The 25468-nt window shown below is 59.8% G+C and carries 25 protein-coding genes and 1 tRNA gene; 8 read left to right on the top strand and 18 right to left on the bottom strand.

Annotated elements, in window-relative coordinates; genetic code table 11:
- Positions 1–134: 134 nt before the first annotated feature.
- From FBZ97_RS06975 to metG, 5 genes are all read right to left on the bottom strand, one after another.
- Positions 135–614: an SRPBCC domain-containing protein gene (locus tag FBZ97_RS06975; protein WP_145317486.1), complete on the bottom strand. Its 480-nt coding sequence runs from the start codon at positions 612–614 to the stop codon at positions 135–137.
- A 68-nt stretch (positions 615–682) separates the two neighbouring features.
- Positions 683–1174 carry a YbaK/EbsC family protein gene (locus tag FBZ97_RS06970; protein ID WP_113330692.1) on the bottom strand — a complete coding sequence of 164 codons (492 nt, stop codon included), beginning with the start codon at positions 1172–1174 and terminating at the stop codon, positions 683–685.
- Positions 1171–1998: an MBL fold metallo-hydrolase gene (locus FBZ97_RS06965; protein WP_145317483.1), complete on the bottom strand. Its 828-nt coding sequence runs from the start codon at positions 1996–1998 to the stop codon at positions 1171–1173. The genes FBZ97_RS06970 and FBZ97_RS06965 overlap by 4 nt, the downstream gene beginning before the upstream one ends.
- A 4-nt stretch (positions 1999–2002) precedes the next feature.
- The gene (locus FBZ97_RS06960; protein ID WP_145317480.1) at positions 2003–2785 is read right to left on the bottom strand and encodes a TatD family hydrolase; all 783 of its coding nucleotides are present in this window, start codon (positions 2783–2785) and stop codon (positions 2003–2005) included.
- Positions 2786–2793: 8 nt separating this feature from the next.
- The gene (metG, locus tag FBZ97_RS06955; protein ID WP_145317478.1) at positions 2794–4347 is read right to left on the bottom strand and encodes a methionine--tRNA ligase; all 1554 of its coding nucleotides are present in this window, start codon (positions 4345–4347) and stop codon (positions 2794–2796) included.
- A gap of 249 nt (positions 4348–4596) precedes the next feature.
- On the opposite strand from metG, the gene FBZ97_RS06950 reads away from it, so the two are divergent.
- On the top strand, positions 4597–5397 hold the full coding sequence (locus FBZ97_RS06950; RefSeq protein ID WP_145317475.1) for a sulfite exporter TauE/SafE family protein: 801 nt from the start codon (positions 4597–4599) through the stop codon (positions 5395–5397).
- A 51-nt stretch (positions 5398–5448) separates the two neighbouring features.
- Here FBZ97_RS06950 and FBZ97_RS06945 read toward each other — a convergent pair whose 3' ends face one another.
- The 8 genes from FBZ97_RS06945 to FBZ97_RS06910 form a co-directional block, all read right to left on the bottom strand.
- Entirely contained in the window at positions 5449–6480 is a 1032-nt protein-coding gene (locus FBZ97_RS06945) for a DNA polymerase III subunit delta' (RefSeq protein WP_145317472.1), read from the bottom strand.
- Entirely contained in the window at positions 6477–7154 is a 678-nt protein-coding gene (tmk, locus tag FBZ97_RS06940) for a dTMP kinase (RefSeq protein WP_145317469.1), read from the bottom strand. The genes FBZ97_RS06945 and tmk overlap by 4 nt, the downstream gene beginning before the upstream one ends.
- Before the next feature lie 153 nt (positions 7155–7307).
- Positions 7308–8519, bottom strand: coding sequence for a D-alanyl-D-alanine carboxypeptidase family protein (locus FBZ97_RS06935; protein WP_145317466.1), 1212 nt, complete (start codon positions 8517–8519; stop codon positions 7308–7310).
- Between the two features lie 70 nt (positions 8520–8589).
- On the bottom strand, positions 8590–9726 hold the full coding sequence (locus tag FBZ97_RS06930; protein ID WP_246661699.1) for a septal ring lytic transglycosylase RlpA family protein: 1137 nt from the start codon (positions 9724–9726) through the stop codon (positions 8590–8592).
- A gap of 370 nt (positions 9727–10096) precedes the next feature.
- Complete coding sequence (locus FBZ97_RS06925) at positions 10097–10600, bottom strand: GNAT family N-acetyltransferase (RefSeq protein WP_145317461.1); 504 nt, start codon at positions 10598–10600, stop codon at positions 10097–10099.
- A 79-nt stretch (positions 10601–10679) separates the two neighbouring features.
- Positions 10680–11552: a sigma-70 family RNA polymerase sigma factor gene (locus FBZ97_RS06920; RefSeq protein ID WP_145317458.1), complete on the bottom strand. Its 873-nt coding sequence runs from the start codon at positions 11550–11552 to the stop codon at positions 10680–10682.
- Complete coding sequence (locus FBZ97_RS06915) at positions 11545–12168, bottom strand: flavodoxin family protein (protein ID WP_145317455.1); 624 nt, start codon at positions 12166–12168, stop codon at positions 11545–11547. Before FBZ97_RS06915 ends, FBZ97_RS06920 begins: the two co-directional genes overlap by 8 nt.
- A gap of 181 nt (positions 12169–12349) precedes the next feature.
- Positions 12350–12439: transfer RNA gene (locus tag FBZ97_RS06910), tRNA-Ser, on the bottom strand.
- 413 nt (positions 12440–12852) lie between these two features.
- Between FBZ97_RS06910 and FBZ97_RS06905 the strand changes: the two genes are divergently transcribed.
- The gene (locus FBZ97_RS06905; protein WP_145317452.1) at positions 12853–13449 is read left to right on the top strand and encodes a DNA-3-methyladenine glycosylase; all 597 of its coding nucleotides are present in this window, start codon (positions 12853–12855) and stop codon (positions 13447–13449) included.
- A gap of 74 nt (positions 13450–13523) precedes the next feature.
- Here the strand turns inward: FBZ97_RS06905 and FBZ97_RS06900 are convergent, their stop codons facing one another.
- The 4 genes from FBZ97_RS06900 to FBZ97_RS06885 all read right to left on the bottom strand — a co-directional run bounded on the left by FBZ97_RS06900 (position 13524) and on the right by FBZ97_RS06885 (position 17329).
- Complete coding sequence (locus FBZ97_RS06900) at positions 13524–15068, bottom strand: DHA2 family efflux MFS transporter permease subunit (RefSeq protein WP_145317449.1); 1545 nt, start codon at positions 15066–15068, stop codon at positions 13524–13526.
- Positions 15061–16287 carry an HlyD family secretion protein gene (locus tag FBZ97_RS06895; RefSeq protein WP_145317446.1) on the bottom strand — a complete coding sequence of 409 codons (1227 nt, stop codon included), beginning with the start codon at positions 16285–16287 and terminating at the stop codon, positions 15061–15063. The genes FBZ97_RS06900 and FBZ97_RS06895 overlap by 8 nt, the downstream gene beginning before the upstream one ends.
- Positions 16280–16744, bottom strand: a complete 465-nt coding sequence (locus FBZ97_RS06890) for a MarR family transcriptional regulator (RefSeq protein WP_069612200.1) — start codon at positions 16742–16744, stop codon at positions 16280–16282. The genes FBZ97_RS06895 and FBZ97_RS06890 overlap by 8 nt, the downstream gene beginning before the upstream one ends.
- Before the next feature lie 303 nt (positions 16745–17047).
- The gene (locus FBZ97_RS06885) at positions 17048–17329 is read right to left on the bottom strand and encodes a hypothetical protein (protein WP_069612302.1); all 282 of its coding nucleotides are present in this window, start codon (positions 17327–17329) and stop codon (positions 17048–17050) included.
- Between the two features lie 180 nt (positions 17330–17509).
- Between FBZ97_RS06885 and FBZ97_RS06880 the strand changes: the two genes are divergently transcribed.
- Genes FBZ97_RS06880 through glp form a run of 5 tightly spaced genes read left to right on the top strand, consistent with a single transcriptional unit; the run spans position 17510 to position 22998 of the window.
- A complete protein-coding gene (locus FBZ97_RS06880; RefSeq protein WP_145317443.1) occupies positions 17510–19402 on the top strand; it encodes a peptidylprolyl isomerase in 1893 nt (630 codons plus the stop codon).
- Positions 19403–19427: 25 nt separating this feature from the next.
- Positions 19428–20450 (top strand): anthranilate phosphoribosyltransferase, encoded by a 1023-nt coding sequence (trpD, locus tag FBZ97_RS06875; protein WP_145317440.1) that lies wholly within the window; start codon positions 19428–19430, stop codon positions 20448–20450.
- 6 nt (positions 20451–20456) lie between these two features.
- The gene (trpC, locus tag FBZ97_RS06870; protein ID WP_145317437.1) at positions 20457–21272 is read left to right on the top strand and encodes an indole-3-glycerol phosphate synthase TrpC; all 816 of its coding nucleotides are present in this window, start codon (positions 20457–20459) and stop codon (positions 21270–21272) included.
- A 1-nt stretch (position 21273) separates the two neighbouring features.
- Positions 21274–21768, top strand: a complete 495-nt coding sequence (gene moaC / locus FBZ97_RS06865; RefSeq protein ID WP_145317434.1) for a cyclic pyranopterin monophosphate synthase MoaC — start codon at positions 21274–21276, stop codon at positions 21766–21768.
- A 3-nt stretch (positions 21769–21771) separates the two neighbouring features.
- Positions 21772–22998: a gephyrin-like molybdotransferase Glp gene (gene glp, locus FBZ97_RS06860; protein WP_145317431.1), complete on the top strand. Its 1227-nt coding sequence runs from the start codon at positions 21772–21774 to the stop codon at positions 22996–22998.
- 124 nt (positions 22999–23122) lie between these two features.
- Here the strand turns inward: glp and gnd are convergent, their stop codons facing one another.
- Positions 23123–24148: a phosphogluconate dehydrogenase (NAD(+)-dependent, decarboxylating) gene (gnd, locus tag FBZ97_RS06855; RefSeq protein ID WP_069612206.1), complete on the bottom strand. Its 1026-nt coding sequence runs from the start codon at positions 24146–24148 to the stop codon at positions 23123–23125.
- A 304-nt stretch (positions 24149–24452) separates the two neighbouring features.
- On the opposite strand from gnd, the gene tehA reads away from it, so the two are divergent.
- Positions 24453–25454 carry a dicarboxylate transporter/tellurite-resistance protein TehA gene (gene tehA / locus FBZ97_RS06850; protein ID WP_145317428.1) on the top strand — a complete coding sequence of 334 codons (1002 nt, stop codon included), beginning with the start codon at positions 24453–24455 and terminating at the stop codon, positions 25452–25454.
- Positions 25455–25468: the final 14 nt, after the last annotated feature.

Here is a 25468-nt window from a genome sequence, read left to right as displayed (position 1 = left end):
CGTGTCTCCGATCCATCCCCCATCGCCGGAAGAGGATGGCCGTCCTCTCCGGCGCTTCTTTTTCTCACAAGAAGCAGGCACAGTCATAAGACAAGCAGGTATCGTTATGGCGATGGTGCAGACGCTTTTGGCTTTTATTCCAGATGGTTGGTCAGATTTTCGAGCGTCGATTTCAATCCCTCGTCATGATCTTCTCTGCGAATGCCGTGCGGCACGTCCTCACAAATTATGGTGACCCTTGTGCCGGTTGGAACCTCTGTCAAGGACCAGGTCATGGTCATCGTTCCGCCGAATGCGGCGTCATCGGATTCGAAATCTACCGCCTGAACGATGCGTTCATCCGCCATGATCTCGAGGAATCGACCGGAAACAATGTCGGTATGCTCGGAGGATTTTCCAGGCGTTGGATGATCCAGTGCGTCATAGGCCAGCGCCATTCGATAACGGCCGCCTTTATGCGGTTCGAAGACGTGGACGCGGCATGTCATGCCTTTCGGCGGAAGCCATGAGGCCAATGCTTCGGGATCGAGGAATGCTTTGAAGATCGCGTGTGGCGTCGAGCGAATTATCCGGGAAGCCGTATCGATCCTTTTGCCGTCTGAAGCCTTGCTCATCGCATCTTCCCTGTCGCACCGCGGGGATCCCATGGAATCTCTGCCGGCGCCGGTTGTATTCGCTATTCTTAGCTCGCCTTGATGCGGATCACCTTGGCCGCAATCTTTTCGGCCAGCGTCGTTGGATTGCAGGAGAAAATGCTGTCCGGGCGCCCGGCTGCGCACCAGACCTGATCGTAAGCCAAAAGGCTTTCGTCGATGAAAACAGGCAGATCGACCAGATGGCCGATCGGCGCGACGCCGCCGATGGCGAAACCGGTCTCATCGCGAACGCGATCGATATCGGCACGCTTCAATCGAATTCCATAAGCTGTTGCAATATATGCCGTATCGGCGTTATGGGCGCCTGAAACCAGAAGCAGCGTCAGCGCGTGCGTATCGGCATTTACGAAGACCAGCGATTTGACGATCTGGCCAACGGCGCATCCTGCAGCCTTGGCAGCCTCTTCGGCGGTTCGTGTCGATTGCTCCATGCGCTTGATCGAGATGTCGAGCCCCAGTGCGCGCGCCGCAAGTTCGACGCGCTCCAGGCTGGAAAGCTTCTTGATATCTTCGCTCATAGCTCGTCATCCTCCACGTCGAGTTCGATCTGCATTTGATCGTAGGCCGGCTCGACATGATCGGGCGTTTCAGCCAGCACGGTTTCATAATCGAGCGGCGTATGCATGTGGGTCAAGATGGCATGTTTCGGCGCCAGGCGTTCGATCCATTCGAGCGACTGTTCCAACGACAGATGACTTGGATGAGGCCGATACTGCAACGCGTCGATGATCAGGATGTCTAGGTTTTGAACCTTTTCTATCGATTCCGGCGGGAAATCACTGATATCGCTGCAATAAGCGAGTTTACCGATACGGAAGCCCAGCGAATGGATATCACCATGTATCTGCTTGTGCGGCCAGAAGCGGATCGGACCGCCTGCCCCATCGATCACGAAACTTTTCTCGAGATTTTCGATCAGCACCGGCCGCACGATCGGCGGATAGCTGCTGCCGGGTGGTGTTTCCAGGCAGTAGCGAAAGCCTTCGCGAATGCGATCCATGGTCGGCGGATCGGCATAGATCGGGATGCGCTCGTTTGAAATATGGAAGTAGCCGCGCAGATCGTCGATGCCGTGAATATGGTCGGCATGGGCGTGGGTATAAAGTACGGCGTCGATGAAGCTGACGCCGGCATGGATCATCTGCTCGCGGAAATCCGGACCGGTATCGATGACGACCGTGGTGATGCCGCCATCCGCCGCGATCTGCTCGATGAGAAAGGCGGCACGTGTCCGTCGATTCTTTGCATTTTTCGGATCGCAGGCACCCCAGTCGCCGGTAATACGCGGAACGCCCGGCGACGATGAACAGCCCAAAATGGTGAAGCGCCGCCGGTATGTCACGACGTCAGACCCTCGTCATTTTGGAGAAGCAGCGGAAGGCGTTCGCCGTGGTGATCTCGGCGATTTCATCCATGCTGACGCCGATCGTATCAGCCAGCACTTCCGCTGTGTTGACGACATAGGATGGCTCATTGCGCTTGCCGCGCCAGCGCTTTGGCGCCAGATACGGCGCATCGGTTTCGACCAGCAGCCGGTCGTGCGGGATCGTTTTGGCAATCTCGCGCAACTCTTCCGATTTCGGGAAGGTCAGGATGCCGGAGAAGGAGATATAGCCGCCAAGCTCCACGCCGGTCTGGGCAAGGGCAGGGCCGGCGGAGAAGCAGTGGAGGATAAAGGGGAAAGCCCCCTTCCCTGTTTCCTCCGTCAGGATCTTGGCCATGTCCTCATCGGCGCTGCGGCTGTGAATGACGAGCGGCAGCTGTGTTTCGCGAGCGGCAGCGATATGGCGCAGGAAGCCGGTCTTCTGGTCTTCCGGCTTGACGGTATCGTAGAAGTAATCGAGACCCGCCTCACCGATCGCCACGATCTTCTCGTGCTGATTTGCTAGCCGCACGAGGTCTTCCGTCTGGATGTCCAACTCCTGGTCGGCGCTGTTCGGATGGGTGCCGACGGAGCAAAAAACCGACGGATAACGCTCGGTGAGCGCAAGCAATCCGTCGAGCTTCCTGACCTTCGTCGAAATGGTGACCATCTGCTTGACGCCAACCTCGTGAGCGCGGGCAACGATCGCGTCGCGCTCCTCTTCGAAATCGGCAAAATCCAGATGGCAATGCGTATCGATCAGCATGGAGAACCTTATTCGGCGGTCGGCGCGACATAGCGCGGGAAGACCGGTTTCGGGGCTTCCAGCGGCGTTCCGGCAACGAGGCGGCCCGCCTCGCCGAGCGCCGCGAAATCACGCTTGTCAGATGGGATGGCAATGAGATCCAGGAGCTTGCCCGAGGATTCCGGCATGAAGGGTTGCAGCAGAATGCTGATCTGGCGCACGACGTCGGCCGTGACGTAGAGCACGGTCGCCATGCGGGCAGGATCGGTCTTCTTCAGCGCCCAGGGCTCCTGGCTCGCGAAATAGCGGTCCGTCTCGGAAACGAGAGCGATGATGGACGCAAGAGCACGATGAATGAGCTGCTTGCCCATGTCCTCGCGGGTCGAAGCGAGCAAGGCGTCGGCCTGTGCGAGCAGCGCCTTGTCCTCGTCCGTCAGCGGTCCGCATTCCGGGATCTTGCCGTCGCAGTTCTTGACGATCATCGACAAAGAACGGCTGGCAAGGTTGCCGATGCCGTTGGCAAGGTCCGAATTGATGCGGGTGCCGATCGCCTCTTCGCTGTAGCTGCCGTCCTGGCCGAAGGAGACTTCGCGGAGGAAGAAATAGCGAACCTGGTCGAGGCCGAAATGGTTCACGAGATTAACCGGATCGACGACGTTACCGAGCGACTTCGACATCTTCTCGCCCTTGTTGAGCAGGAAGCCGTGGGCATAGACGCGCTTCGGCAGGGGCAGCTTCGCCGACATCAGGAAGGCCGGCCAGTAGACCGCGTGGAAGCGAATGATGTCCTTGCCGATGACATGCAGGTCGGCCGGCCAGTATTTCGCCCGCGGATTGTTCCGATCTTCGATATAGCCGGTCGCCGTGATGTAGTTCGTCAGAGCGTCGACCCAGACATACATGACATGCGACGGGTCGTTCGGCACCTTGATGCCCCAGTCGAAGGTCGTGCGCGAGATCGACAGATCCTTGAGGCCGGATTTGACGAAGGAAATGACCTCGTTGCGGCGCTCGGCCGGGCCGATGAAATCCGGATTTTCCTCATAGTGCTTCAGCAGCCGGTCCTGGTATTCGGAGAGCTTGAAGAAGTAGCTTGCCTCCTCCACCCACTCGACCGGCGTGCCCTGAGGCCCGTAGCGCACGCCGTCGGCGCGCAGCTCCGTTTCGTTTTCCTGGTAATAGGCTTCGTCGCGCACCGAATACCAGCCGGCATAGGAATCCTTGTAGATGTCGCCGGCCTCGGCTATCAGGTTCCAGATGTTCTGCGAGGTCTCATGGTGGCGCGGCTGCGTCGTGCGAATGAAGTCGTCATTCGACGCGTTCAGCAGCTTCCCCATCGCCTGGAATTCATCGGAATTGCGGTTGGCGAGCTGCTGCGGGTCCATGCCTTCGGCCCGCGCCGTCTGCTGCATCTTCTGGCCATGTTCGTCCGTACCCGTCAGGAAGAAGACGTCGCGGCCATCGAGGCGCTGGAATCGCGCCAGCGCGTCGGTGGCGATCAGCTCATAGGCATGGCCGATATGTGGCTTGCCGTTGGGATAGGCGATCGCGGTGGTGATGTAGAACGGAGTTTTTTCGGTCATGTGAGGCAATGGCCCGCTTTTACTGTTACGTCGCTGTTATTCTTGCTCCGCTCGCTTTAGCGCATGTTTGTCATGAGCGAAACACCAAGTTTCGCGCCCGCAGCATTCGGAACTTCGGGATGGCGCCTTGCTTGACTCGGCTCCGCCTCGCCTTTACCCCTTCCGAAGAGTGGAGCGCAGGACAGAAGTGGCCGTGGATTTCATCATTTTATGTATTGGTCTGCCTAACGGCTTCAAGAGGCCGTGAATTTGAGTTTGATTGATTCCTTTCAGCCGCTCTATTCCTTTTCCGGCTTTTTCGTCGGCATGCTTGTAGGCATTACAGGGGTCGGCGGCGGTTCGCTGATGACCCCCCTGCTCGTGCTTCTCTTCGGCGTCCATCCGGCAACGGCCGTTGGCACGGATCTGCTCTATGCCGCAATCACCAAGACCGCGGGAACGGCCGTGCACGGCATGCATGGGCGGGTCAATTGGAAGGTCGTGAGCCTTCTGGCGTCAGGCAGCGTGCCGGCGGCGCTCGCCATGCTCTGGATCATGGCCGGCGTCAACCGCGAGAGCCCCGCCGTTGCTCATACCATCACGCTGTCCTTGGGCTGCCTGCTGCTTTTGACGGCTCTGATGCTGATTTTTCGTGGCCAGATCATTGAGGCCATCCGCAAATGGCGCGGCGAACGCGGAACGATATCACCACGCAATATCGCTCTGTTGACCGTCATACTCGGCCTTATACTTGGCATTCTCGTCACCATGACCTCGGTCGGCGCGGGTGCGCTCGGTGTCACAGTCCTGCTGGTGCTCTATCCCCAGACGGACGTGCGCGAAATCGTCGGCTCCGATATCGTCCACGCAGTGCCGCTGACCCTGATCGGCGGCATGGGCTATTGGCTTATCGGCGAGATCAACTGGACGATGCTGTTCGCCCTTCTGGTGGGGTCGATCCCGGGCATCGTCGCAGGCAGTCTGCTGGCGCCGCGCCTGCATGAGCGGTCCGTGCGCATCATCCTTGCCGTCACGCTGGCGGTTGTCGCCTGGAAGCTGATCTTTCCCTGACACGATTCACAGGAAACTTCGCGGTGGCTTTCGCAGGGAATTACGATCTGTCTATGCCGAAAGCTGCTGCTTGAGTTCGCCGAGAATGGTGATAAGCGTCTGCTTGCGGTCAAGATTGTAGGCTTGGGACACGTTCAATCGCTCAGTGGTCTCGGAGTGCAGCCGAGCCAGCCTCTCGGCCGTGGAAATGGAGCCGCCAAGCGCGGCAGCGCGAGCCCGATCGATGATGTCATCGCCGATATGCGAGAGGAAGAAGCCAAAGATCGTGTCGCTGTCCTTGCCGGAAAGCGCATCGGCGAGGCGGTGCATCGCCTTGCGAGCCGCCGGCCCATCAGCCGAAAGCACCTGCCGATAGGCCTCGATGATCTCGCCGCCGCCGTAGTTCAGGAGCTTGAGCGCTTCGCTGACGCTACCCTTGGCAGCGGAGAGCAATTCACTCCCCTGCCCGGCCGGCACGCCAAGATTTTCGAGTGCCTTGCGCAAGGCATCATTGCCGAGCGGCACAAGTTTCAAAGGCAGGCAGCGTGAGCGGATCGTCGGCAGAAGCCGGCCCGGTGCATGCGAAAGCACGAGGAACAAAGCGCGCTTCGGCGGTTCCTCGAGGATCTTCAGGATGGCATTGGCCGCACTGCGGTTAAGATCGTCGGCGGGATCGATGATGACGATGCGCCAGTTGCCGGTGCCAGAGGTTTGCGAAAAGAATTTTCCGGCGCGGCGCACTTCGTCGACGGTGATCGCGGATTTCATCTTGCCGGTCTTGTCGTCGACCGGCCGGCTCAAATGCAGCAGATTGTGCGATGCTCCGCCGGAAATCTGCCGGCTGACGACCGATGCCGGATCGGGATCGCCGATCGTCTCCGGCGCTGACGCCGGATCGGGATGGGAGAGGACATGATTGGCGAAACGGAAGGCCAGCGTCGCCTTGCCGATGCCCTCAGGCCCTTCGATCAGCATTGCGTGGTGGCCCTTGCCGGAGCGATAGGATTGCGCGAGGAAAGTTTCCGCCTCTTCATGGCCGAAGAGCTTCGCATTGTCTTGCGGAGGAATAGCGCCGTCGAGGACGCCCGGACGTTCATCGCTCATTGCGCCGCTTCCGATCCCGCGGCGATATTCGCTGCACCGAGCCGCTTGTCGACGATCTCGGCGATTTCAGCGGCGATCTCATCTTCCGACTTCTGGGCATCGATGACGTGACAACGCTCGGGCTCGAGGGCGGCGATATCGAGGAACGCCTCGCGGCGCTTCTCGTGGGTCTGCATCTCTTCCTTCTCGAAGCGATCGGGTGCGGTTACGGCGGAGGCGCGCTTGCGCGCGCGCGCCAGACCGACTTCGGCGGGAATGTCGAGAATCAGCGTGCAATGCGGAATGACGCCGTTGACGGCAACCCTCTGCAGAGCCTCGATATAGTCAGGCTCGAGATTGCCCGTTACGCCCTGATAGACGCGCGAGGAATCCATGAACCTATCGCAAAGGACGATGGTGCCGCGCGAAAGCGCCGGGCGAATGACGTCCTCGACATGATCGTTGCGGGCAGCAGCGAAGAGAATCGCCTCCATGCGCGTGCCGAACATTTCCGCAGCACCTGAAAGCAGGACATGCCGCACCGCTTCCGCGCCGGGCGAGCCCCCGGGTTCGCGCGTTACCAGAACTTCATGGCCACGCTCGCGCAACCGTTCAGCCAGGCGGCGAATCTGGGTGGACTTGCCGGCCCCCTCGCCGCCTTCGAAGCTTACGAATAATCCGTTTGCATCAGCCAATGATCATGTCCTGCACTTTTCGCATGCCATTCGTGCGGCGTGCGATACGCATCCTGTTTAACCCAAGACATGTCCAGGTGGAACCGTGCATGTCCCGGTCTCCGCCACTCTATATGGGGTGTGAACAGAGATTTCGCGAGCTTTGCGGCCCACTCAGGTCGGCAAAGGCTTGTCCCACAGCCAGGAGAACAACAGCGATTCCGTCAGTTCCATGAGGGCATCGAAGGCGCGGCGACCCAATGTGCCCTGCCCGACCGATTCTTTCGTATAAAGCGGCAGCTCTCGTAGCAGACGCGCACCGAGGAAGACGCGGAGAGTTCCCGCTTCGTAATCCGCAGCAACCGGCGCCGTCAGCGGCCAGCGATAGACGATGCGGGCGGATAATCGATCCGGCGTGTCCACAGGGACGTAGACATCGACCGGTATCTTAGTTCGCAGGCCGACGGTCGATGCGGCACCGCCATAGACGCTGGCATCGCCGATCACTTCGCCATCGGCAAAGATGCGTTGGCTCTTGAAATTGCTGAGCCCCCATTCGAGGACGCGTCGCGTCTCCTCGATGCGTTCCTTGTCGCTCTTCAGCCCGCCAAGCGCCAGAAACAAGCGGCGTCCATCCCGCTGAATGGAGGCGACGATTGAAAAGCCTTCGCCTTCGGCAAAGCCGAGCCCCAGGCCATCTACACCGATATTGAGCAGAAGCATCGGGTTCTTGTTGCGCTGGTAGATCTTGTTCCAGGTGAAGTCGGCCTGCCCGAAATATTTGTAAAGATCCGGGTGCTTCTCCTGCAGGTCCTGCGCCAGCATGACCATCTCCCGCGCGGAAACCCTGCCGCCGCCATTGGGGTCGTTGGCATCGGGCAGTCCGGTCGAATTGGTAAAGGTCGACCGCGACATGCCGATCTCGCGGGCACGCGCCGTCATGCGCCGCGCGAATTCGCGTTCGTTAATCGACATACCCTCGGCCAGAACGATGCAGGCGTCGTTCGCCTGCTGTACGGCTATACCCTGGATCAGATCGCCGACGCGGATACGCGATTTCAGGGCTGCGAACATTGTCGATGCACGCGAGGGAGCGCCGCCGGTGCGCCAGGCATTTTCCGAGACGGGATATTCCGTGTCGAGGTTGATCTCCCCTCGCCCGATCGCGTCGAAAACGACATCCAGCGTCATCAGTTTCGCAAGCGACGCCGGCGAAATCAGCTGATCCTCGTTCTTGGCAAGCAGAATAGTGCCGGTCGAGGCTTCAATCATGAACGCCTGCGCGGCTTTCGTGTCGAAAGCGCCCGGTGCGGCCGGCTGCGCGACGGCCGTGACATTCGCGAACCCGAGGAGAAAAAGGAACAAAAGAATCAAGCGCTTTGGCATATTGTCCCCTTCATCCGACCACCGGCACGATTATTTTAGTGACGGGTTAAGATTCAGGCAATGACGCCGATCAATCGACCTGCGTCGTACCCTGATGTTGGCGGCGATAGGACGAGAGAATCGATTCCTGCGTGAGACCGTCGTTGCGAACCATGACGGCATCGAAAGCGAGGTCGACATAAACTGTTTTGACCGGCGCTTCCTGATAGCCGGCAACCATGGAGCCAAGGGACTGGTCCTTCTGGCTTGCCAGACGCGGAGAGAAATCCGGCCGCTCGCGGGGGATCGGGCCGATCCGCGGAAGCACGATCATGGTCGGGTCCGCCGCTTCCGCCGCAGGCATCGCTCCGCCATTCCACATCATCGGTGGCGGGTCGTTGCGCTTGGTGGCGTTGTAATCGCCATCCGGGGTAGAGTCGGCGAAGGCCGTTGCTGAATAGGGCGACTGGCGCGGGACGGGTGCGATCGCCGGCGCGGCATCAAAGCTGCGCACCTGGCGGCTGGCGCGCGTCGGTGTTGGTGTATACGAATCCGGCAGTTGATCAGCAGTCATCCGGCCGGCAGAGGCCACCATCACGCCGGTTGCGATCTGGCCACCTGGGTTGATGCTGGGCACACGCGAACCCTTCGGGATGTAAGAGGCCATCAGATAGGGTTCGTCGTGACCGTCCATCCGGGCGCGGCCGACATATTGCACGCGCACATTGCCCGTGCCGCTATGCTGAAGGTCGAGCAGCTGTGCCGTCTTGTTCGAAAGGTCGATGATGCGGCCGGGATGGTATGGGCCGCGATCGTTGACGCGAACGATGATGGAGGATCCGGTCTCGACGTTGGTGACGCGGGCATAGCTCGGCAGCGGGAAGGTCGGGTGGGCGGCAGTCAGCGACTGCTGGTCGTAGACTTCACCGTTGGCGGTGAGACGACCGTGAAAAGCCGAGCCGTACCATGAAGCGATGCCGACCTTGTTATAGCCGAAATCTTCCTTGGGGTAATACCACTTGCCCTTCACCTGATAGGGATTGCCGACCATGAAGCGGCCGCCGCCCTTCGGCACCGGTCCGTTATTGACGACGCGAGGGCTCGCCTTCACGCCATATTCCTTCTCGGAGAAATATTCCTTGCCGTGCTTGCGTGTCGAAGCAACCTTCTGAGACGTCCCGCAGGCCGTAATGGTTGCGCACATCAGTGAGAGAGCAAACCAACGCATGGCCGTTGTGTATGTCACCGCCCGATTTTCGAATGTCATCTGTCCCAAGCCGCTACTCATTACTTTGACGGAGGTCTGCTACCGGTAATCCCTCGCTCCGGTATCCTGCTACGCTCCAATCACCTAACGGTGCTTTAATCATGATTGCACTTTGTCCATTTTGCGATGCAAATTGAGCGCACCGAAGAATTTCCGAAGATCATGGTTAACGCTCAGTAAAGCGTTACCGGCCGCAAGTCGTGTCGATCACATCCATCCCGCGACGGTAACGGTCTGCTTTCTGAGCGCCATCAGTCGTGCCGGACTGCAACAGATGCACTCGGTTTGTCATTGCGCTGGGATTGCGAAGGAGAGATTTGGCGCAGTTTTCTCAGGCTGCTGTATCAAGACGCATCAGTATTTCATCATGATAGATATCGCCGACTTTTAGCGCATCCGTATCGACCGCCCAGGCCTTGAAGCCAAGGGATTCATAGAGGTGAATGGCTGCCGCGTTGGAAGATGCGACGTTGAGCCGGATCGATCGGCATGTTTGTCTCGCCTCGTCGATCGCTGCGATCATCAGGGAACGCGATAGGCCGGTGCCTCGCCCTTGCGGGCGTACATACACCCCCCAGATCGTGGCGATATGGCGCATTTTCGCGCTCTTTGATCGTGCGACCGCGGCGACGCCAACCAGCGTTCCGTCATCCGCAAAGCCGCCAAATACGGCATTGTTTTCAATCCTGTCGCCAATCTGCGTCAGCGAATAGATCAGTTCTTCTTCGTGGGATGCGCCAAATGCTTCTGGGTGGCGTGCCAGTCCTTCCAGGCGGATTTCCCTGAATATCGAAGCGTCATCACGATATAGACGGCGTATGCTGAAGCGCTGCATGCCCATCCTCTTTGCCGAAGCGCCATAGCGACGCGAAGAAGATGAGGGTTTCGCATCTGGCTCTTCGTGCCGTCAACCATCAATGCGGTAAGGCGCCGATAATGTGCTGCAGTTTGTCCGGGTTGCGGGTGCAATAGATGGCGACAATTTTTTCCCGTTCGACCTGCAACGCGGTCGTCTGCACGACACTGTCGCCTTCTATTGTCACGAAGCCCGGCAAGCCATCGATGACGGCATAGTGGATCAGTTGCGAGGGATGCGCGCGGAAAATTCGCGCCAGTCGCTCATGAAGCCGCATGGTGGCAGAAAGCCCGATGTGTGGTCGCTGCGATGTCGTCACCTTGCCGCCGCCGTCGGCATAGACAACGACATCCTCTGAAAGCAGAGCCTGAAGGGAGGCCATGTCTCCCGTTCTCGACGCCGTGAAGAAAGCCTCGGCAAGCTTGAGCCCTTCTTCCTTCCCGACCGCAAAACGCGGCCGGGCCTCGGTGACATGTGCCCTCGCCCGGCTGGCAAGCTTGCGACAGGCGGCCGCCTCACGACCAATTGCCGACGAGATCTCATCGAAACTCATGCCGAACACGTCGTGCAGAAGAAAGGCGGCTCGCTCCAGCGGCGAAAGACGCTCCAAGGCCAGCATCAGCGGCATGGTTATATTGTCAGCGGCATCGCCGTCTTCCGGATCGAAAATCGGCTCGGGCAGCCAGGAACCCACATAGGACTCCCGGCGACGACGGGCCGATTTCAGCTCGTTCAGACAAAGCCGGGTGACGACTGTCCGCAGGAATGCCGCCGGTTCGCGAATGGAAGCGCGATCGGTCGCCAGCCAGCGCAGCCAGCTATCCTGCACGATATCCTCGGCATCCGTGACCGATCCGAGCATTCTGTAGGCGAGCCTGACAAGGCGCGGACGCAGCTCAGCGAAGATCGGATCGGACGGCGCCTCATTCATTGGCTGCGAACTCGCGCGCAAATGGATTGACCTCGCGGCCACGAGCGAACTGCAGCGCCGTCAGCGCTACCCGCCGGCCAAGATGACGGGCGGTGGCGAGATCGGATGGCGGTGGCGCCGTCTCCGGGCCTTCGTCCGTATTGGCTTGCGCCGCCGCGCCAAGCCAGAAGCCGAGGCGGTTCATATCCTCTTCCGAGCCCGTCGATGAGCAGTTGGCCGGCGGCAGATCGAGACCGACCCAATGCATTCCGTGCTGGGCTGCGAAGATCACCATCTGCATCAGCGTCGAAAGCTTGTCACCGGATCGTGACTCGGAGGTGGTGAAACCGGCTGCAATCTTGTCCCTCCACAAATAGCCCTTCGCAAGAACTGTCTTCGACGTCGCCTCCTGGAATGTTTTGAATGGTGCAGAAACTGCGCCCATGTAAGTCGGCGAGCCGAAGATGATCGCATGCGCCGCATTGAGATCACTCCAGTGGCGCTCCACCGCATCTACGGTCAACAGCATAGGCTCCGCGCCATCAACCTCTTCGACCCCCGCTCTGACGGCCTCGGCTTGTCGGCCGGTATGTCCGTAGCCGCTATGATACACGATTGCGATGCTCTGCCGGATCATTGTCATCTCCTTCGAAATTGGTGTTGTGAAGGGCATGACAAGGCAGGGATTCTTAATGTGACACGTCGCGCTTCATTTTCGATGGCAATCTGCGTGACCAAGAATATCAAGCATAGCTAATATAGTGTGTATAGAATGAAGAGGGCCGCCGGCCATAAAATCTAATGATTTCATATAAATATGGCGGAAGAGGTGGGATTCGAACCCACGGTACGGTTTCCCGCACGCCGGTTTTCAAGACCGGTTCCTTAAACCACTCGGACACTCTTCCAAGCAACTGAAAAGGCCTGAAAAATCCACATAGTGCTGATTTTTCGAAACCGGGTGTGGCTACCGGTTTTCTGCCCAATCACTCGACGGCTGGCTTTTTAGCAGCTTTGGTCGCCGCGTCAACTTGTTCCGCCTAGCTCCTTCGCATTCTCGATGTCGGCTGGAACGGCGATTGAGGAATATTCATCGAGCCGGGTGGCGCTGCGGGAACTTCATGTCGTCAGCGCGCTAAAAATAAGGTGGCCCGGCCGCTGAAATGGCCGGGCCACCTTCGCCAGGTCAGGGGTCAAATCTGACTGAAGCAAGCTATTAATAAGAGATACTTAGTTTTTGTCAATTATCAGTACGCCGGACCAAGCACTTGATGGTCGGCGCCGTGTTGATGGCTTCGGCTATCCGGGATAATTTCCTTCCATGGCTTCTGACGATCATTCCCTGTCTCTTGGTATCAGCCCCCTCGCCGGCCCTGCCCTTACCGCTTTTTTTAGTCGGGACGCCGTCGTGGTCGCGTCCGATCTGATCGGGATGCGCTTCACTGTTGCGGAGGTGGGCGGCCGAATCGTCGAAACGGAGGCCTATCGACCGGATGATGCGGCATCTCACGCCTATAACGGTCCGACACAGCGCAATGCGGCCATGTTCGGACCGGCCGGCCATGTTTATGTCTACCGCTCCTACGGCATTCACTGGTGTCTGAATTTCGTTTGCACCAAGGGGAGCGCCGTGCTCATCCGGGCGATCGAGCCGGAAAACGGCATCGCGCACATGATCCAGCGGCGGGGGCTGGCCGACATCGTCTCGCTTTGCAACGGGCCGGGTAAGCTCTCGCAAGCCCTGGCCGTCGATATCCATCTCAATGGCCGTTCATTGGATGCGGCGCCGTTTTCGCTTTCGCTTGCCGAACCGGTGCCGGTCGTTTCCGGCAAGCGCATCGGCATCACGAAGAACATCGATCCCCTTTGGCGTTTCGGTGCTGCCGGCTCACGCTTTGTCAGCCGCCGTTTTCCATGATCGAACAAAAACGGCCGCCGGGGTGGTGCCCGGCAGCCGTTGAGCCACGCAGTGAAACTGGAAAGGCTGCGTAGCTATTCCATCGCGACGCTGTGATCGACCGCCGGCGGTGCCTTCGGCTTGCGCAAGAGCACCAGCAGCGGCATGGCGAAGATCGACATCAGCATCAGCAGCTTGAAATCGTCCATATAGGCGATGATGGTCGCCTGCGTCGTGATCATCCCATCGAGCGTCGCACGACCGACTACCGTCATCGGGCTCACCCCTTGCGCGGCCGTGAGGTCGAAATACCGATTGAATGGCGTGACATAGGCGGCGATATTGGCATGGTTGACCTGCGTATTCTCGGTAATCAGCATCGAGACGACCGAAATGCCGACACTGGAGCCGATATTACGCGAGAGGTTGTAGAGGCCGGTCCCTTCGCCGCGCATCTGCGCCGGCAGCGTCGCGAAGGCAATGGTTGTCAGCGGCACGAAGAGGAAGCCGAGGCCAGCACCCTGGACGAAGCCGACCGAAATCAGCGTCCATTGCGAAACATCCGGCGTCCAGCCTGTCATGTCGTACATGGCCCAGGCCGTCAGCGCGAGGCCGATGAACAATAGCCAGCGCGTGTCGACCTTGCCGATCAGCCGCCCAACCAGAAACATGCAGAACATGGTGCCGAGGCCGCGCGGCCCCATGACGATACCGGCTGTGACGACCGGATAGCCCATCAGCGTCTGCAGATAAGGCGTCATCAGCGCCAGCGAAGCCAGATAGGTTACGCCGACGATGAAGATGAACAGGATGCTGACGGCAAAGTTCTGGTCCATGAAGAGCCGCGGATTGACGAAGCTTCGCTCGGCCGTGAACACGTGCACCAGGAAGAGATAGAAGGCGCTGACGCAGACGAGCGCCTCGACGATGATCTCGCTCGAATAGAACCAGTCGAGCTGCTCGCCGCGATCGAGGAACAGCTGCAAGCCGGCGATCGCGATCGAAAGCATGCCGAAGCCGAACCAGTCGAGCTTGGCAAGCGCATCGAGCTTCGTTTCCGTCACGTAGACGACGATGCCGAAGAAGGCGAGCGCACCGATCGGCACGTTGATATAGAACACCCAGCGCCAGCTGATATTGTCGGTCAGCCAGCCGCCGATGACGGGACCCAGAACCGGCCCGACCATGACCGAGACCCCGAACAGCGCCATGGCACGGCCGCGCTCCTCGACATTGTAGATATCGAGCAGGATGCCCTGTGACAGCGGTACGAGCGAAGCGCCGAACAGGCCCTGCAGCAGGCGGAAGCCGACAATCTGTATCAACGATTCCGACAGGCCGCACAGCACCGAGGCAACGACAAAGCCGGCGATTGCCACCAGCAAGACCCGCTTGCGGCCGAATTTTGCCGAGAGGAAGCCGGAGGGCGGCGTCATGATCGCCGCGGCGACGATATAGGACGTCAGGACCCAGTTGATCTGGTCGGCGCTGGCGGAAACGTCGCCCTGGATATGCGGCAGGGCGACATTGGCGATGGTGGTATCCAGCGCCTGCATGATGACGGAAAGGATGACGCAGGCGGTGATCGCGCCACGATTGGCAACGGGCGCCGCGGGAGAAGCGGTGGCGGTATTACTCATGATCCTGACCGCGGGAATGACCCAGCAGGTTGGTAATGAAATCAGGCAGGCCGCGGGCATGGCCGGTGTCGACATCGGCAACGACGCTCATTCCGACGCGCAGCGGAGGCTTGCCCGCCGTGTCGTCGATATTGATGATCATCGGTATGCGTTGGACGACCTTCACCCAGTTGCCGGTCGTGTTCTGCGCCGGCAGAAGCGAGAAGCTGGAACCGGATGCCGGCGCTATGCTTGCGACGGTGCCTTTCCAGGTCACACCCGGATAGGCGTCGACCGAAATATCGACCTTCTGGCCGGGCCGGACATAGGTGAGCTCGGTTTCCTTCGGGCTGGCGTTGATCCATAGATGCGTGGTGGAAACCAGCGAGAATCCTGGCTGGGAAGCCGTCAGATAGGCGCCGACCTGCAGCGAGGGTACGTTTGCGGTCACGCCGTCGAAGGGGGCTTTGACGACGGTGTCGTCAAGTTCGCGTTGCGCATTGTCAACCGCAGCCTTCGCCTGCAGATAGAGCGGGTTCTGCTCCGGAGGCAGATCGGCAGTGCCTTCGCCGCCCAACTGGGCGAGAGTCGCGGCGGCTGTGGCCTTTGCGACCAATACCTTCTGCTGCGCGGCTTCGAGATTGTGTCTGGCCTGGTCGAGAGCCGCCTTGGAAGCGACCGAATTGGTGATCAGGTTCTGCTGGCGGTCCAATTCCGTCTGATAGTACGGGATGTCGGCCTGTGCCTGGGCAATTTCCGCTAGCGACTGTTTGTAGCTCGCCTGCAGGTTCAGGATCTGGTTCCTGGCATTGCCGAGCTGCGCTTTCGCGCCGTCGAGTGCGATCCGGAACGAATCGGGCTTCAAGCGGAAGAGCACCTGCCCTTTCTTCACCACCTCGTTTTCATGCACGTCGACAGAGATTACCGTGCCGGAAACGTCGGTGGAAACACCGACCATATCGGCCTGAATGTAGGCATTGTCCGTGGACATGATCTGCCCGCCGGTGACGTAGTAGTAGCCACCGATGACAAGCGCGACCGGAAGCAGCGCAAACAGGACTGGTCGCGTCATGCCACGGCGTTTGCGCGGCGCCTCCGGGGGCGCTGCCGGTGCGGCCGGCGCGGTCGTGGAAGGCTGGGGCGCCGGGTTGGAGGATGGAGCCTCGGCGACGGGAGCTTGATTTTGTTCGGAGGAGTTTGCGTTCGCGGGTACGCGAAGTGGGGAGGATGCTTCAGCCATGTTGTAACTCTTTATCGACTGCTTTTGAACGGCAGGCGCTAACCAGGTTCGATTTCATAAGGGTAAGCAATTCATAGAGGCGCTCTTGATCTTCCTGAGAGGCGCCTTCGAGCGCTTCCTTGCGCGATTGTTCGCCAATGCTGCGCATGGCGTCCATCAACGGCCGGGCCTCTTCGCGCATATAGAGGAGCCAGCTGCGCCGATCATTCGGATGCTGCCGGCGCTCCACCAGCCCCCGTTCGCTGAGCTTGTCCAGAATACGCACCAGCGTGATCGGCTCGATTTCGAGAATTTCGGCCAGTCCGGCCTGATGGATACCTTCATTGTTTGCAAGGTAGGCAAGGGTTTGCCACTGCGAGCGCGTCAGGCCCAAATCCTTCGCGCGCTGCTCGAATCTCTTCCGAAGCAGTCGCGCAACATCATGGAGGAGAAAACCAACGGTGGGGGTCGAAATCATTGTATGGGGAGCCTGCTATTCATAAGCAACCTTATAATTGTTGTTACGTATAGTAAGCGCCCACGTGATACAAGAGGGTGCGCGTTCAACAAATGGCGATGGTCAACATGCCGCAGGGAGTGTCACAAAGATGTCGCAGCAGGCTTCGGTTGTGGTGCAATGCATATATTCTGCAATTCTTGCATACGGGCGTTTGCGGTTGCCAATTGAAAAGGCGCGGACGAATCGTCCGCGCCTTTTTCGGCGGTTTCGCAGCTGCGGTCGCTCGGAGTGGCTCGTCCACCCGTCGAGAGCTCGTCCTGACTAGCGTCGGCTCAGAAGGCCGATCAGATAACCGATGCCTGCTGCAGCAGCGACCATGAAAATCGGCTCTTCTCGAACTCTCTCGCGCAACTGCTCCGTGATCTCCTGGGCTTCCTCCGCGACGACAGATTTCGCTCCCTGCCCCACAGCCGCCACGCTTTGTGACAGCTTTGCCAGATCTTCGCGTAAGGCTGCGACCTGGGCGGCAAGATCCTCCATTGCCGTTTCCGTTTGTGCTCGCGCCGAAGACGACTGAGTAGAGGCTGATTTGGTCTCTGCCATCGTGTGCTCCTTATGTTTCCGCATTGCTAGAACGCTGTCGCTTCTCAAAGGTTCCGGCATGGCTGCACCTCATCAGGCGATTTCCCCACTGGCTCTTCAATTCCGGTTCGGATTGTTCTAAGGAACTCCGATTGTTTCGCCTGCGGGCGAAGACTTGATGATGACGAGGTTTGCTTTCCGATGTTCGACGTGCTGAGAAAAATCGCCCAGACCTGGGTTGCCAAAGGTTTGTTGCTTCTTCTTGCGGCGGCCTTCGGCGTGTGGGGCGTCGAGCGGTCCCTTATCACGGGCGGCGGCAGCAATACAGTTGTCACAGTCGGCGATCAGCACATCGACACCAACGAGTTCCGCCTTGCCTATCGCCGCCAGATCCAGGCGATCAGCCAGCAGCTGCGCATGCAGATCACACCGGAGCAGGCTCGCGCCTTCGGCATCGGGCAACAGACGGTGGCGCAGCTCGTCGCCGGCGCTTCGCTCGATCAGCTCGCCGCTGACATGAACCTCGGCCTCTCGCAAGACCGCCTTGCCAAGCTCATCGGCGACGATCCGGCCTTCAAGGCTGCGAACGGTGCCTTTGACCGCCAAAAGTTCGATATGCTTCTGCGCAACAGCAACATATCGCCCGATGATTATATCAAGGAGCGCAGCAAAGTCGCGATCCGCAGCCAAATCGTCGAAGCTGTGTCCAACGGCTTTGTCGCACCGGCGGTTCTTGCCGATGCGGTCAAGCAGTATCACGACGAGACCCGCAGCATCGATTATCTGTTGCTGACCAATGCCAATATCGATCCCGTCAAGGCGCCGGCCGACGACGTGTTGCAGAAATGGTTCGATGGCGTGAAGTCGAAATATCGTGCGCCTGAATACCGCAAGTTCGCCTATGTGAAGTTGCAGGCCGAGGATATTGCCGATGTGGCAAGTGTCACGGATGACGAAGTGCGGGCGCAGTTCGACAAGCGCAAGGACAGCTTCACCACGCCGGCAACGCGCACCATCGAGCAGCTGACCTTCGCCAACAAGGATCTCGCCAATGCCGCAGCCGATGCGCTGAAGACGGGAACCACCTTCGATCAGCTCGTCTCCGATCAGGGCAAGAAGCCGTCCGACGTGCTGCTCGGCACCTTCACCAAGGATCAGGTTCCGGACAAGACCGTTGCCGAAGCGGCCTTCGCCGTCTCCAAGGAAGGCGGCACTACGCCCGTCGTGGACGGTTCATTCGGTCCGGTCATCCTGCGTGTGACCAATGTGAAGAACGAAACGGCCAAGAATTTCGACGAGGTCAAGGAAGATATCCGCAAGCAGATTGCGCTCAGCAATGCCGCCAATGAAATCACCAGCGTCCACGACAAGTTCGAAGACCTGCGCGGCTCCGGCGCATCGCTGCAGGATGCGGCATCGCAACTCAAGCTGAAGCTCGTTACCATCGATGCGATCGATCAGACCGGCCTCGATCAGAACGGCAATGAGATCAAGGATCTGCCGGCCCGCCAGCAGCTGATCTCGGAGGTCTTCAAGGCCGATCAGGGTGGCAACCCTGCTCCCCTGACGGTCGGCAATGATGGCTACATCTGGTATGATGTCATGAACGTCACGCCCGATCATGATCGCCCGCTTTCCGAAGTCCGTGAAAAGGCAGTTGCCGACTGGACCGCCGAGCAGCAGAAGGTCGCGCTTGCCGCCAAGGCCGCCGAGCTGAAGCAGGAGGCGCAGAAAGGCAAGTCGCTCGCCGATATCGCCGCTCCGCTTGGCATCGCTGTTGAAAGCAAGACCGGCATCACGCGCTCGACGGATGATCCGGTTCTGGGTCGCGGCGGTATCGCTGCCGCCTTCTCCGGTCCGGTCGATACGGCCGCCAACGCCATCGGCGCCGATGACACGACGCAGATCCTGCTCAAGGTTACCGATGTCAACGACAATCCGACGACCGATGCGCTGAGCAATGACGATCAGCAAGTGGCCCAGATCGCCAATGCTGCCGGCGACGACATCCTCGACCAGATAGTCGGCCAGCTGCAGTCCAAATACGCCGTAACGGTCAACCAGAGCCTCGCCGAACAGGCGATGTCCCGCTAGACCCATACGGGAGGATGGATCATCAATGACAGAATTGAAGCCTTTCCTCGCCAAGGTGGCCAATCGTGAGGCGCTGACGCGGGACGAAGCCCGACAGGCATTCGAAATCCTGATGTCGGGCGAGGCCACGCCGTCGCAGATCGGTGCATTTCTCATGGCGCTGCGCGTTCGCGGCGAGACGGTGGATGAAATCGTCGGCGCCGTGACGACCATGCGCGCCAAGATGCTGCCGGTGGAAGCGCCTGCCGATGCGATCGATATCGTCGGCACCGGCGGCGATGGCTTTGGCACATACAATATCTCGACGCTGGCGGCATTCATCGTCGCCGGCGCGGGTGTGCCCGTCGCCAAGCACGGCAATCGTGCCCAAAGCTCCAAGGCCGGCACCGCCGACACGCAATCCGTATTGGGTATCAAGCTCGATATCGGACCAGAGACGATTGCCCGCTGCATTCGGGAAGCCGGCATCGGCTTCATGTTCGCGCAGCTGCATCATTCTTCCATGCGCCATGTCGGCCCCTCGCGTGTCGAACTCGGCACGCGCACGATTTTCAATCTCCTTGGTCCGCTGTCCAATCCTGCCGGCGCTCGTCGCCAGCTGCTGGGCGTCTTCGCGCCACAATGGGTATTGCCGCTGGCCGAGGTGCTGAAGGATCTCAACGCAGAGAGCGTCTGGGTCGTGCACGGCGACGGCCTGGACGAGATCACCACGACCGGCAAGACCTCCGTCGCGGCCCTGGAAAACGGCAGGATTCGTAGCTTCGAACTGACACCGGCCGATTTCGGCCTGCAACATGCCGACCTTGCCGATCTCAAGGGTGGTGACGGCGTTGCCAATGCCGCAGCCCTTCGCGCAGTGCTCGCCGGCGAAAAGAACGCCTATCGCGATATCGCTCTTGCCAATGCGGCGGCCTCGCTGGTCATTGCCGGCAAGGCTGAAACGCTGCATGATGGCATGAAGCTCGCGGCTCATTCGCTCGATAGCGGCGCCACCGCCGTTGCACTGGAAAAGCTCATTGCCGTTTCCAATGAAGAAGGACAGGACTAGGACATCATGAGCGATATCCTTAGAAAGATCGAGGCCTACAAGCGCGAGGAAATCGCCGCTGCCAAGGCCAAGCTTTCCCTTGCCGATCTCAAGGCCATGCAGGCTGACCAGTCCGCGCCGCGCGGCTTTCACAAGGCGCTGCTTGCCAGGCAGGAATCCAGTGTTTTCGGCCTGATTGCCGAAATCAAGAAGGCAAGCCCGTCCAAGGGCCTGATACGCCCCGATTTCGACCCGCCTGCCCTCGCCAAGGCCTACGAGGCCGGCGGTGCGGCTTGCCTTTCGGTGCTGACGGATACACCGAGTTTCCAGGGTGCTCCGGAATTCCTGACGGCTGCCCGCGCGGCCTGCTCGCTGCCGGCACTGCGCAAGGATTTCATGTTCGACACGTACCAGGTCCAGGAAGCCCGTGCCTGGGGTGCAGACTGCATCTTGCTGATCATGGCATCGCTTTCGGACGATGACGCCGAGCGTCTTCAGGACGAGGCCTTCGGCCTCGGCATGGATGTGCTGGTGGAGGTCCACGACGCCGAAGAGATGGATCGTGCACTAAAACTGTCCTCGCCGCTGGTCGGCATCAACAACCGCAATCTGCGCACGTTCGAAGTAAGCTTGACGGTCAGCGAGAATCTGGCGCCCATGGTACCGAAGGATCGGCTGCTGGTCGGCGAAAGCGGCGTCTTCACACACGCCGACTGCAAGCGTCTCGAGGCCGTCGGTATCAGCACCTTCCTCGTCGGCGAAAGCCTCATGCGCAAGGATGATGTGACGGCGGCAACCAAACTGCTGCTGAACGGCGAAACCGGTATTCTGGCGGCCGAGTGAGATGAGCAGCGAGAAGGCCGGTCTTACGCATATCGACGCTTCGGGCGAAGCCCATATGGTCGACGTCGGCGATAAGGCCGAGACGGCGCGCAGCGCCACCGCGGCCGGTTACGTCAAGATGAAACCCGAGACTTTGGCGCTGATTCGCGACGGCAACGCTAAGAAGGGCGATGTGATCGGCACGGCGCGGCTTGCCGGCATCATGGCTGCCAAGCAGACCAGCAATCTCATCCCGCTCTGCCATCCCCTCATGTTGACGAAGGTTTCCGTCGATATCGCAGAAGATGCCGCCCTACCCGGTCTCCGGGTCACCGCGACGACAAAGCTGACCGGCCGCACCGGCGTCGAGATGGAAGCGCTGACGGCGGTTTCCGTCGCCTGCCTGACGATCTACGACATGGCCAAGGCCGCCGATCGCGGCATGGAAATCGGCGGAATCACTCTATTGGAGAAATCCGGCGGCAAATCGGGGGATTTCCGCCATCCGAGGGCCTGATATATGAGCCTGCTACCCGTTGTCGAAGCGCAAGCGCGCTTGTTGGATAGTGCCGCGCCGATCCACCGTGTTGAAGGCGTTCCGCTCGATATGGCCGAAGGCAGGGTTCTGGCCAAGGATCTTGCCGCCCGCCTGACCCAACCGCCTTTCGATGTCTCGGCGATGGACGGTTACGCGCTGCGCTTCGATGATGCGGCACTGCCGGGTTCTGAGCTGCAGGTCATCGGCGCCTCGGCTGCCGGCCATGCTTTCGAAGGAACCGTCAGCAAGGGCGAAGCGGTTCGCATTTTCACCGGCGCGCCCGTTCCGGCCGGTGCCGATTCGGTGCTTTTGCAGGAGGACGCGGAGCGCTTGGAGGGCGATCGCATCCGCACGACCTATCCCTTGCGCAAGGGGCAGCATATTCGCCCGCGCGGACAGGATTTCCTGGAAGGCGAAGCCGTGCTTCCCGCCGGCACGGTGATGGACTTTTCGAGGCTTACCGTCGCCGCGGCCATGAACCATCCGGCCTTGGATGTCTACCGGAGGCCGCTGGTGGCGATTCTCGCGACCGGCGATGAACTCGTGGCTCCCGGCAATGAACCGGGTCCCTCGCAGATCATCGCGTCCAACACGTTCGGCATCGCTGCACTGGCCCGCAATGCAGGCGCGCATGTGCTTGATCTCGGCATCGTCGCCGACGACAGCGACGACATCACCGCCGCCATCGGCCGTGCGCAGGTGGCCAAGGCCGACATCATCGTCACGCTCGGCGGCGCTTCTGTCGGTGATCACGATCTGGTGCAGGCGACAATGGTGGCTGCAGGAATGAAGCTGGATTTCTGGCGCATTGCCATGCGCCCCGGCAAGCCGCTGATGGTCGGCAGCCTCGGCGAGATGCATGTCCTCGGCCTCCCCGGCAATCCCGTCTCCAGCCTTGTCTGCGGCCTGCTCTTTCTCGAGCCATTGATAAGAAAGCTCGCATCCCTGCCGCCGATAAAGCGCGAAGGCTTTGCACGCGCCGCCGTGTCCTTTGCAGTGAACGATCAGCGACAGGATTACGTCCGCGCAACGCTGACGAAAGCTGCCGACGGCGGCTGGCTCGCCGAGCCCTTCTCGAAGCAGGATTCGTCGATGATGAAGGTCTTTTCGCGCGCCGACTGCCTGGTCGTCCGCCCGCCACATGCACCGCAGCTGGAAATCGGTTCACCGACTCCAGTCATATTCCTGCGGCCCGATCTGCTGGGCTGAAGGTCCCCAGGAAAAGTGCATGGCGGTTTCCGGCTCGACGTATCGGGATAATAAAAGCGGGCAAGAAAAAGCCGGGAGGTTTGACCCACCCGGCTCGCTATCATCAGATCGATAGACCAACCAATTATTTCGCCGGCTTCTCATGGTGGCCGCCGAAACCGGCGCGCATGGCAGAGAGAACTTTGTTGGCGTAATCGTCATTGCCGCGCGAAGCGAAACGGCCGTAAAGCGCAGCGCTCAGTACCGGCGTCGGAACGCCTTCGTCGATCGCGGCCGAGATCGTCCAGCGGCCTTCGCCGGAGTCGGAAACGCGGCCGGCATATTGCGAAAGGGCTGCATCGCCATGCAGCGCGTCGGCCGTGAGGTCGAGCAGCCAGGAGGTGATCACGCTGCCGCGGCGCCAAACTTCCGAGATTTCGGCGATGTCGAGATCATACTGGTAATACTGCGGATGGGAGAGCGGCGCGGTTTCGGCGTCCTTCTCCGCGTCCTGCTTGCCGATATTGGCATGGCGCAGAACGTTGAAGCCTTCGGCATAAGCAGCCATCAGGCCATATTCGATGCCGTTATGGACCATCTTGACGAAATGGCCGGCGCCGGATGGGCCGCAATGCAGATAGCCCTGCTCTGCCGTGCTGTTCTTGGCAGCCTCTTCCGAGCGCATTGCCGACGGAGCGACGTCACCGACACCGGGGGCAAGTGTCGCGAAGATCGGCGATAGATGCTGGACGGTTTCCTTTTCGCCGCCGATCATCAGGCAATAGCCGCGCTCCAGACCGAAAACGCCACCGCTGGTGCCGACGTCGACGTAATGGATGCCCTTCGGCTTCAGCTCTTCGGCACGGCGGATATCGTCGTGATAATAGGAATTGCCGCCATCGATGACGATGTCGCCCTCTTCCAGCAGCGGGACGATCGCCGCCAATTCCTGATCGACGATTGCCGCCGGCAACATCAGCCAGACAACGCGCGGCTTAGCGAGCTTCGATACGAAATCCGCGAGAGACTTGCTGCCGGTGGCGCCGAGCTGCTCAAGCCCGGCGATGCTTTCCGGACGCGCATCGAAAACAACCGCACTGTGACCGCCTCTCATCAGGCGCTGCACCATGTTGTTGCCCATACGGCCAAGGCCAATCATTCCGATTTGCATATGTCAGTCTCCTAGGACGGTTTTAATCGTTTGAATGTTCAATAGAGACATTTCGCAGCATTTTCCAATGAACAAATGACGGGCGAGCTATGCATAAGCCGGTCAGCGAAGGAAAATTCGCCCGTTCACGCATCTGTGATGTCGCCTGGTCTGACCTCCCGCTTTTCGCCATGATCGCGCTTTGCCGGTTTCGAGGAAAGCTGTATTTTGCGCTTCATTCATGTTGATGGATTTAGCATCGATCTCGGGTTCTTTGCATCATTCTCTTTAGGGTGGCGCTCACATAGAGCGTCAAAGGGGGCATATGGCTGCGTCTTTGAAACTACCGCTGGTTCCAGCTTCGTTTTTCGGCATGGTTCTTGGGCTTTCCGGTCTCGCCAATGCCTGGCGCGTGGGTGCCCGCATCTGGCATCTGCCAGTACTGATCGGTGAATTTCTGACCTTTATTACGCTGGCCGTCTGGCTGGTGCTGATCGTGCTCTACGCTTTGAAGTGGATGGTGGCGCGCGAGGAGGCATTCAAGGAAGTGGCGCACCCTGTCCAATGCTGCTTTATCGGCCTTGTCGGTGTCGCAACCATGCTGGTGGCCGGTGGCCTGCTGCCCTATTCGCGTATCGGCGCCGAAACAATATTCCTGATCGGCGCCGTCTATACCCTGGCGTTCTCCGTCTGGCGAACCGGAGGGCTCTGGCAGGGCGAACGCGATATTGCCACGACGACAGCCGTGCTCTATCTGCCAAGCGTCGCCGGCAGTTTCGTGACTGCTATTGTCGGCGCCGCACTCGGCTTTCCGCAATGGGCGCAGCTTTTCTTCGGCGCCGGCTTCTTCGCCTGGCTTGCTATCGAATCCGCCCTGCTGCATCGCCTGCTGACGGGGCCGGCGTTGGCCGCGCCGCTGCGACCAACCCTCGGAATTCAACTGGCTCCGCCGGCTGTCGGTGCGTTAGCCTATATCAGCGCCACACAAAGCCCTCCCGACATGCTCGTCCACGCAATGATCGGCTACGGCTTGCTGCAGGCCCTGATCATGTTGCGCCTCCTGCCCTGGATCATGAAAGAAGGCTTCAGCCCCGCTTATTGGGCCTTCACCTTCGGCGCGACCGCACTGGCAACCGCCCCCATGCGCCTTGTCGAACGTGGCGATGCCGGACCGGTCACGCAACTTGCTCCCATTCTCTTCGTCGCTGCCAATATCGTCGTCGGTTTGGTCGCGCTGGCAACTATCTGGCTGATTGCCAACCGCAAACTTGTCATTGGTTGGGTCGAGCTTGCCGACCGCGACGCTGGCGCCGTTGGTCAGCGTTAATAGAGTTCAATCTC

Source organism: Rhizobium sp. ERR 942 (assembly GCF_007828395.1).
Lineage (GTDB): Bacteria > Pseudomonadota > Alphaproteobacteria > Rhizobiales > Rhizobiaceae > Rhizobium > Rhizobium dioscoreae.
The sequence above is the reverse complement of the archived record's forward strand: the minus strand, read 5'-3'. Positions and strand labels throughout refer to the sequence as shown.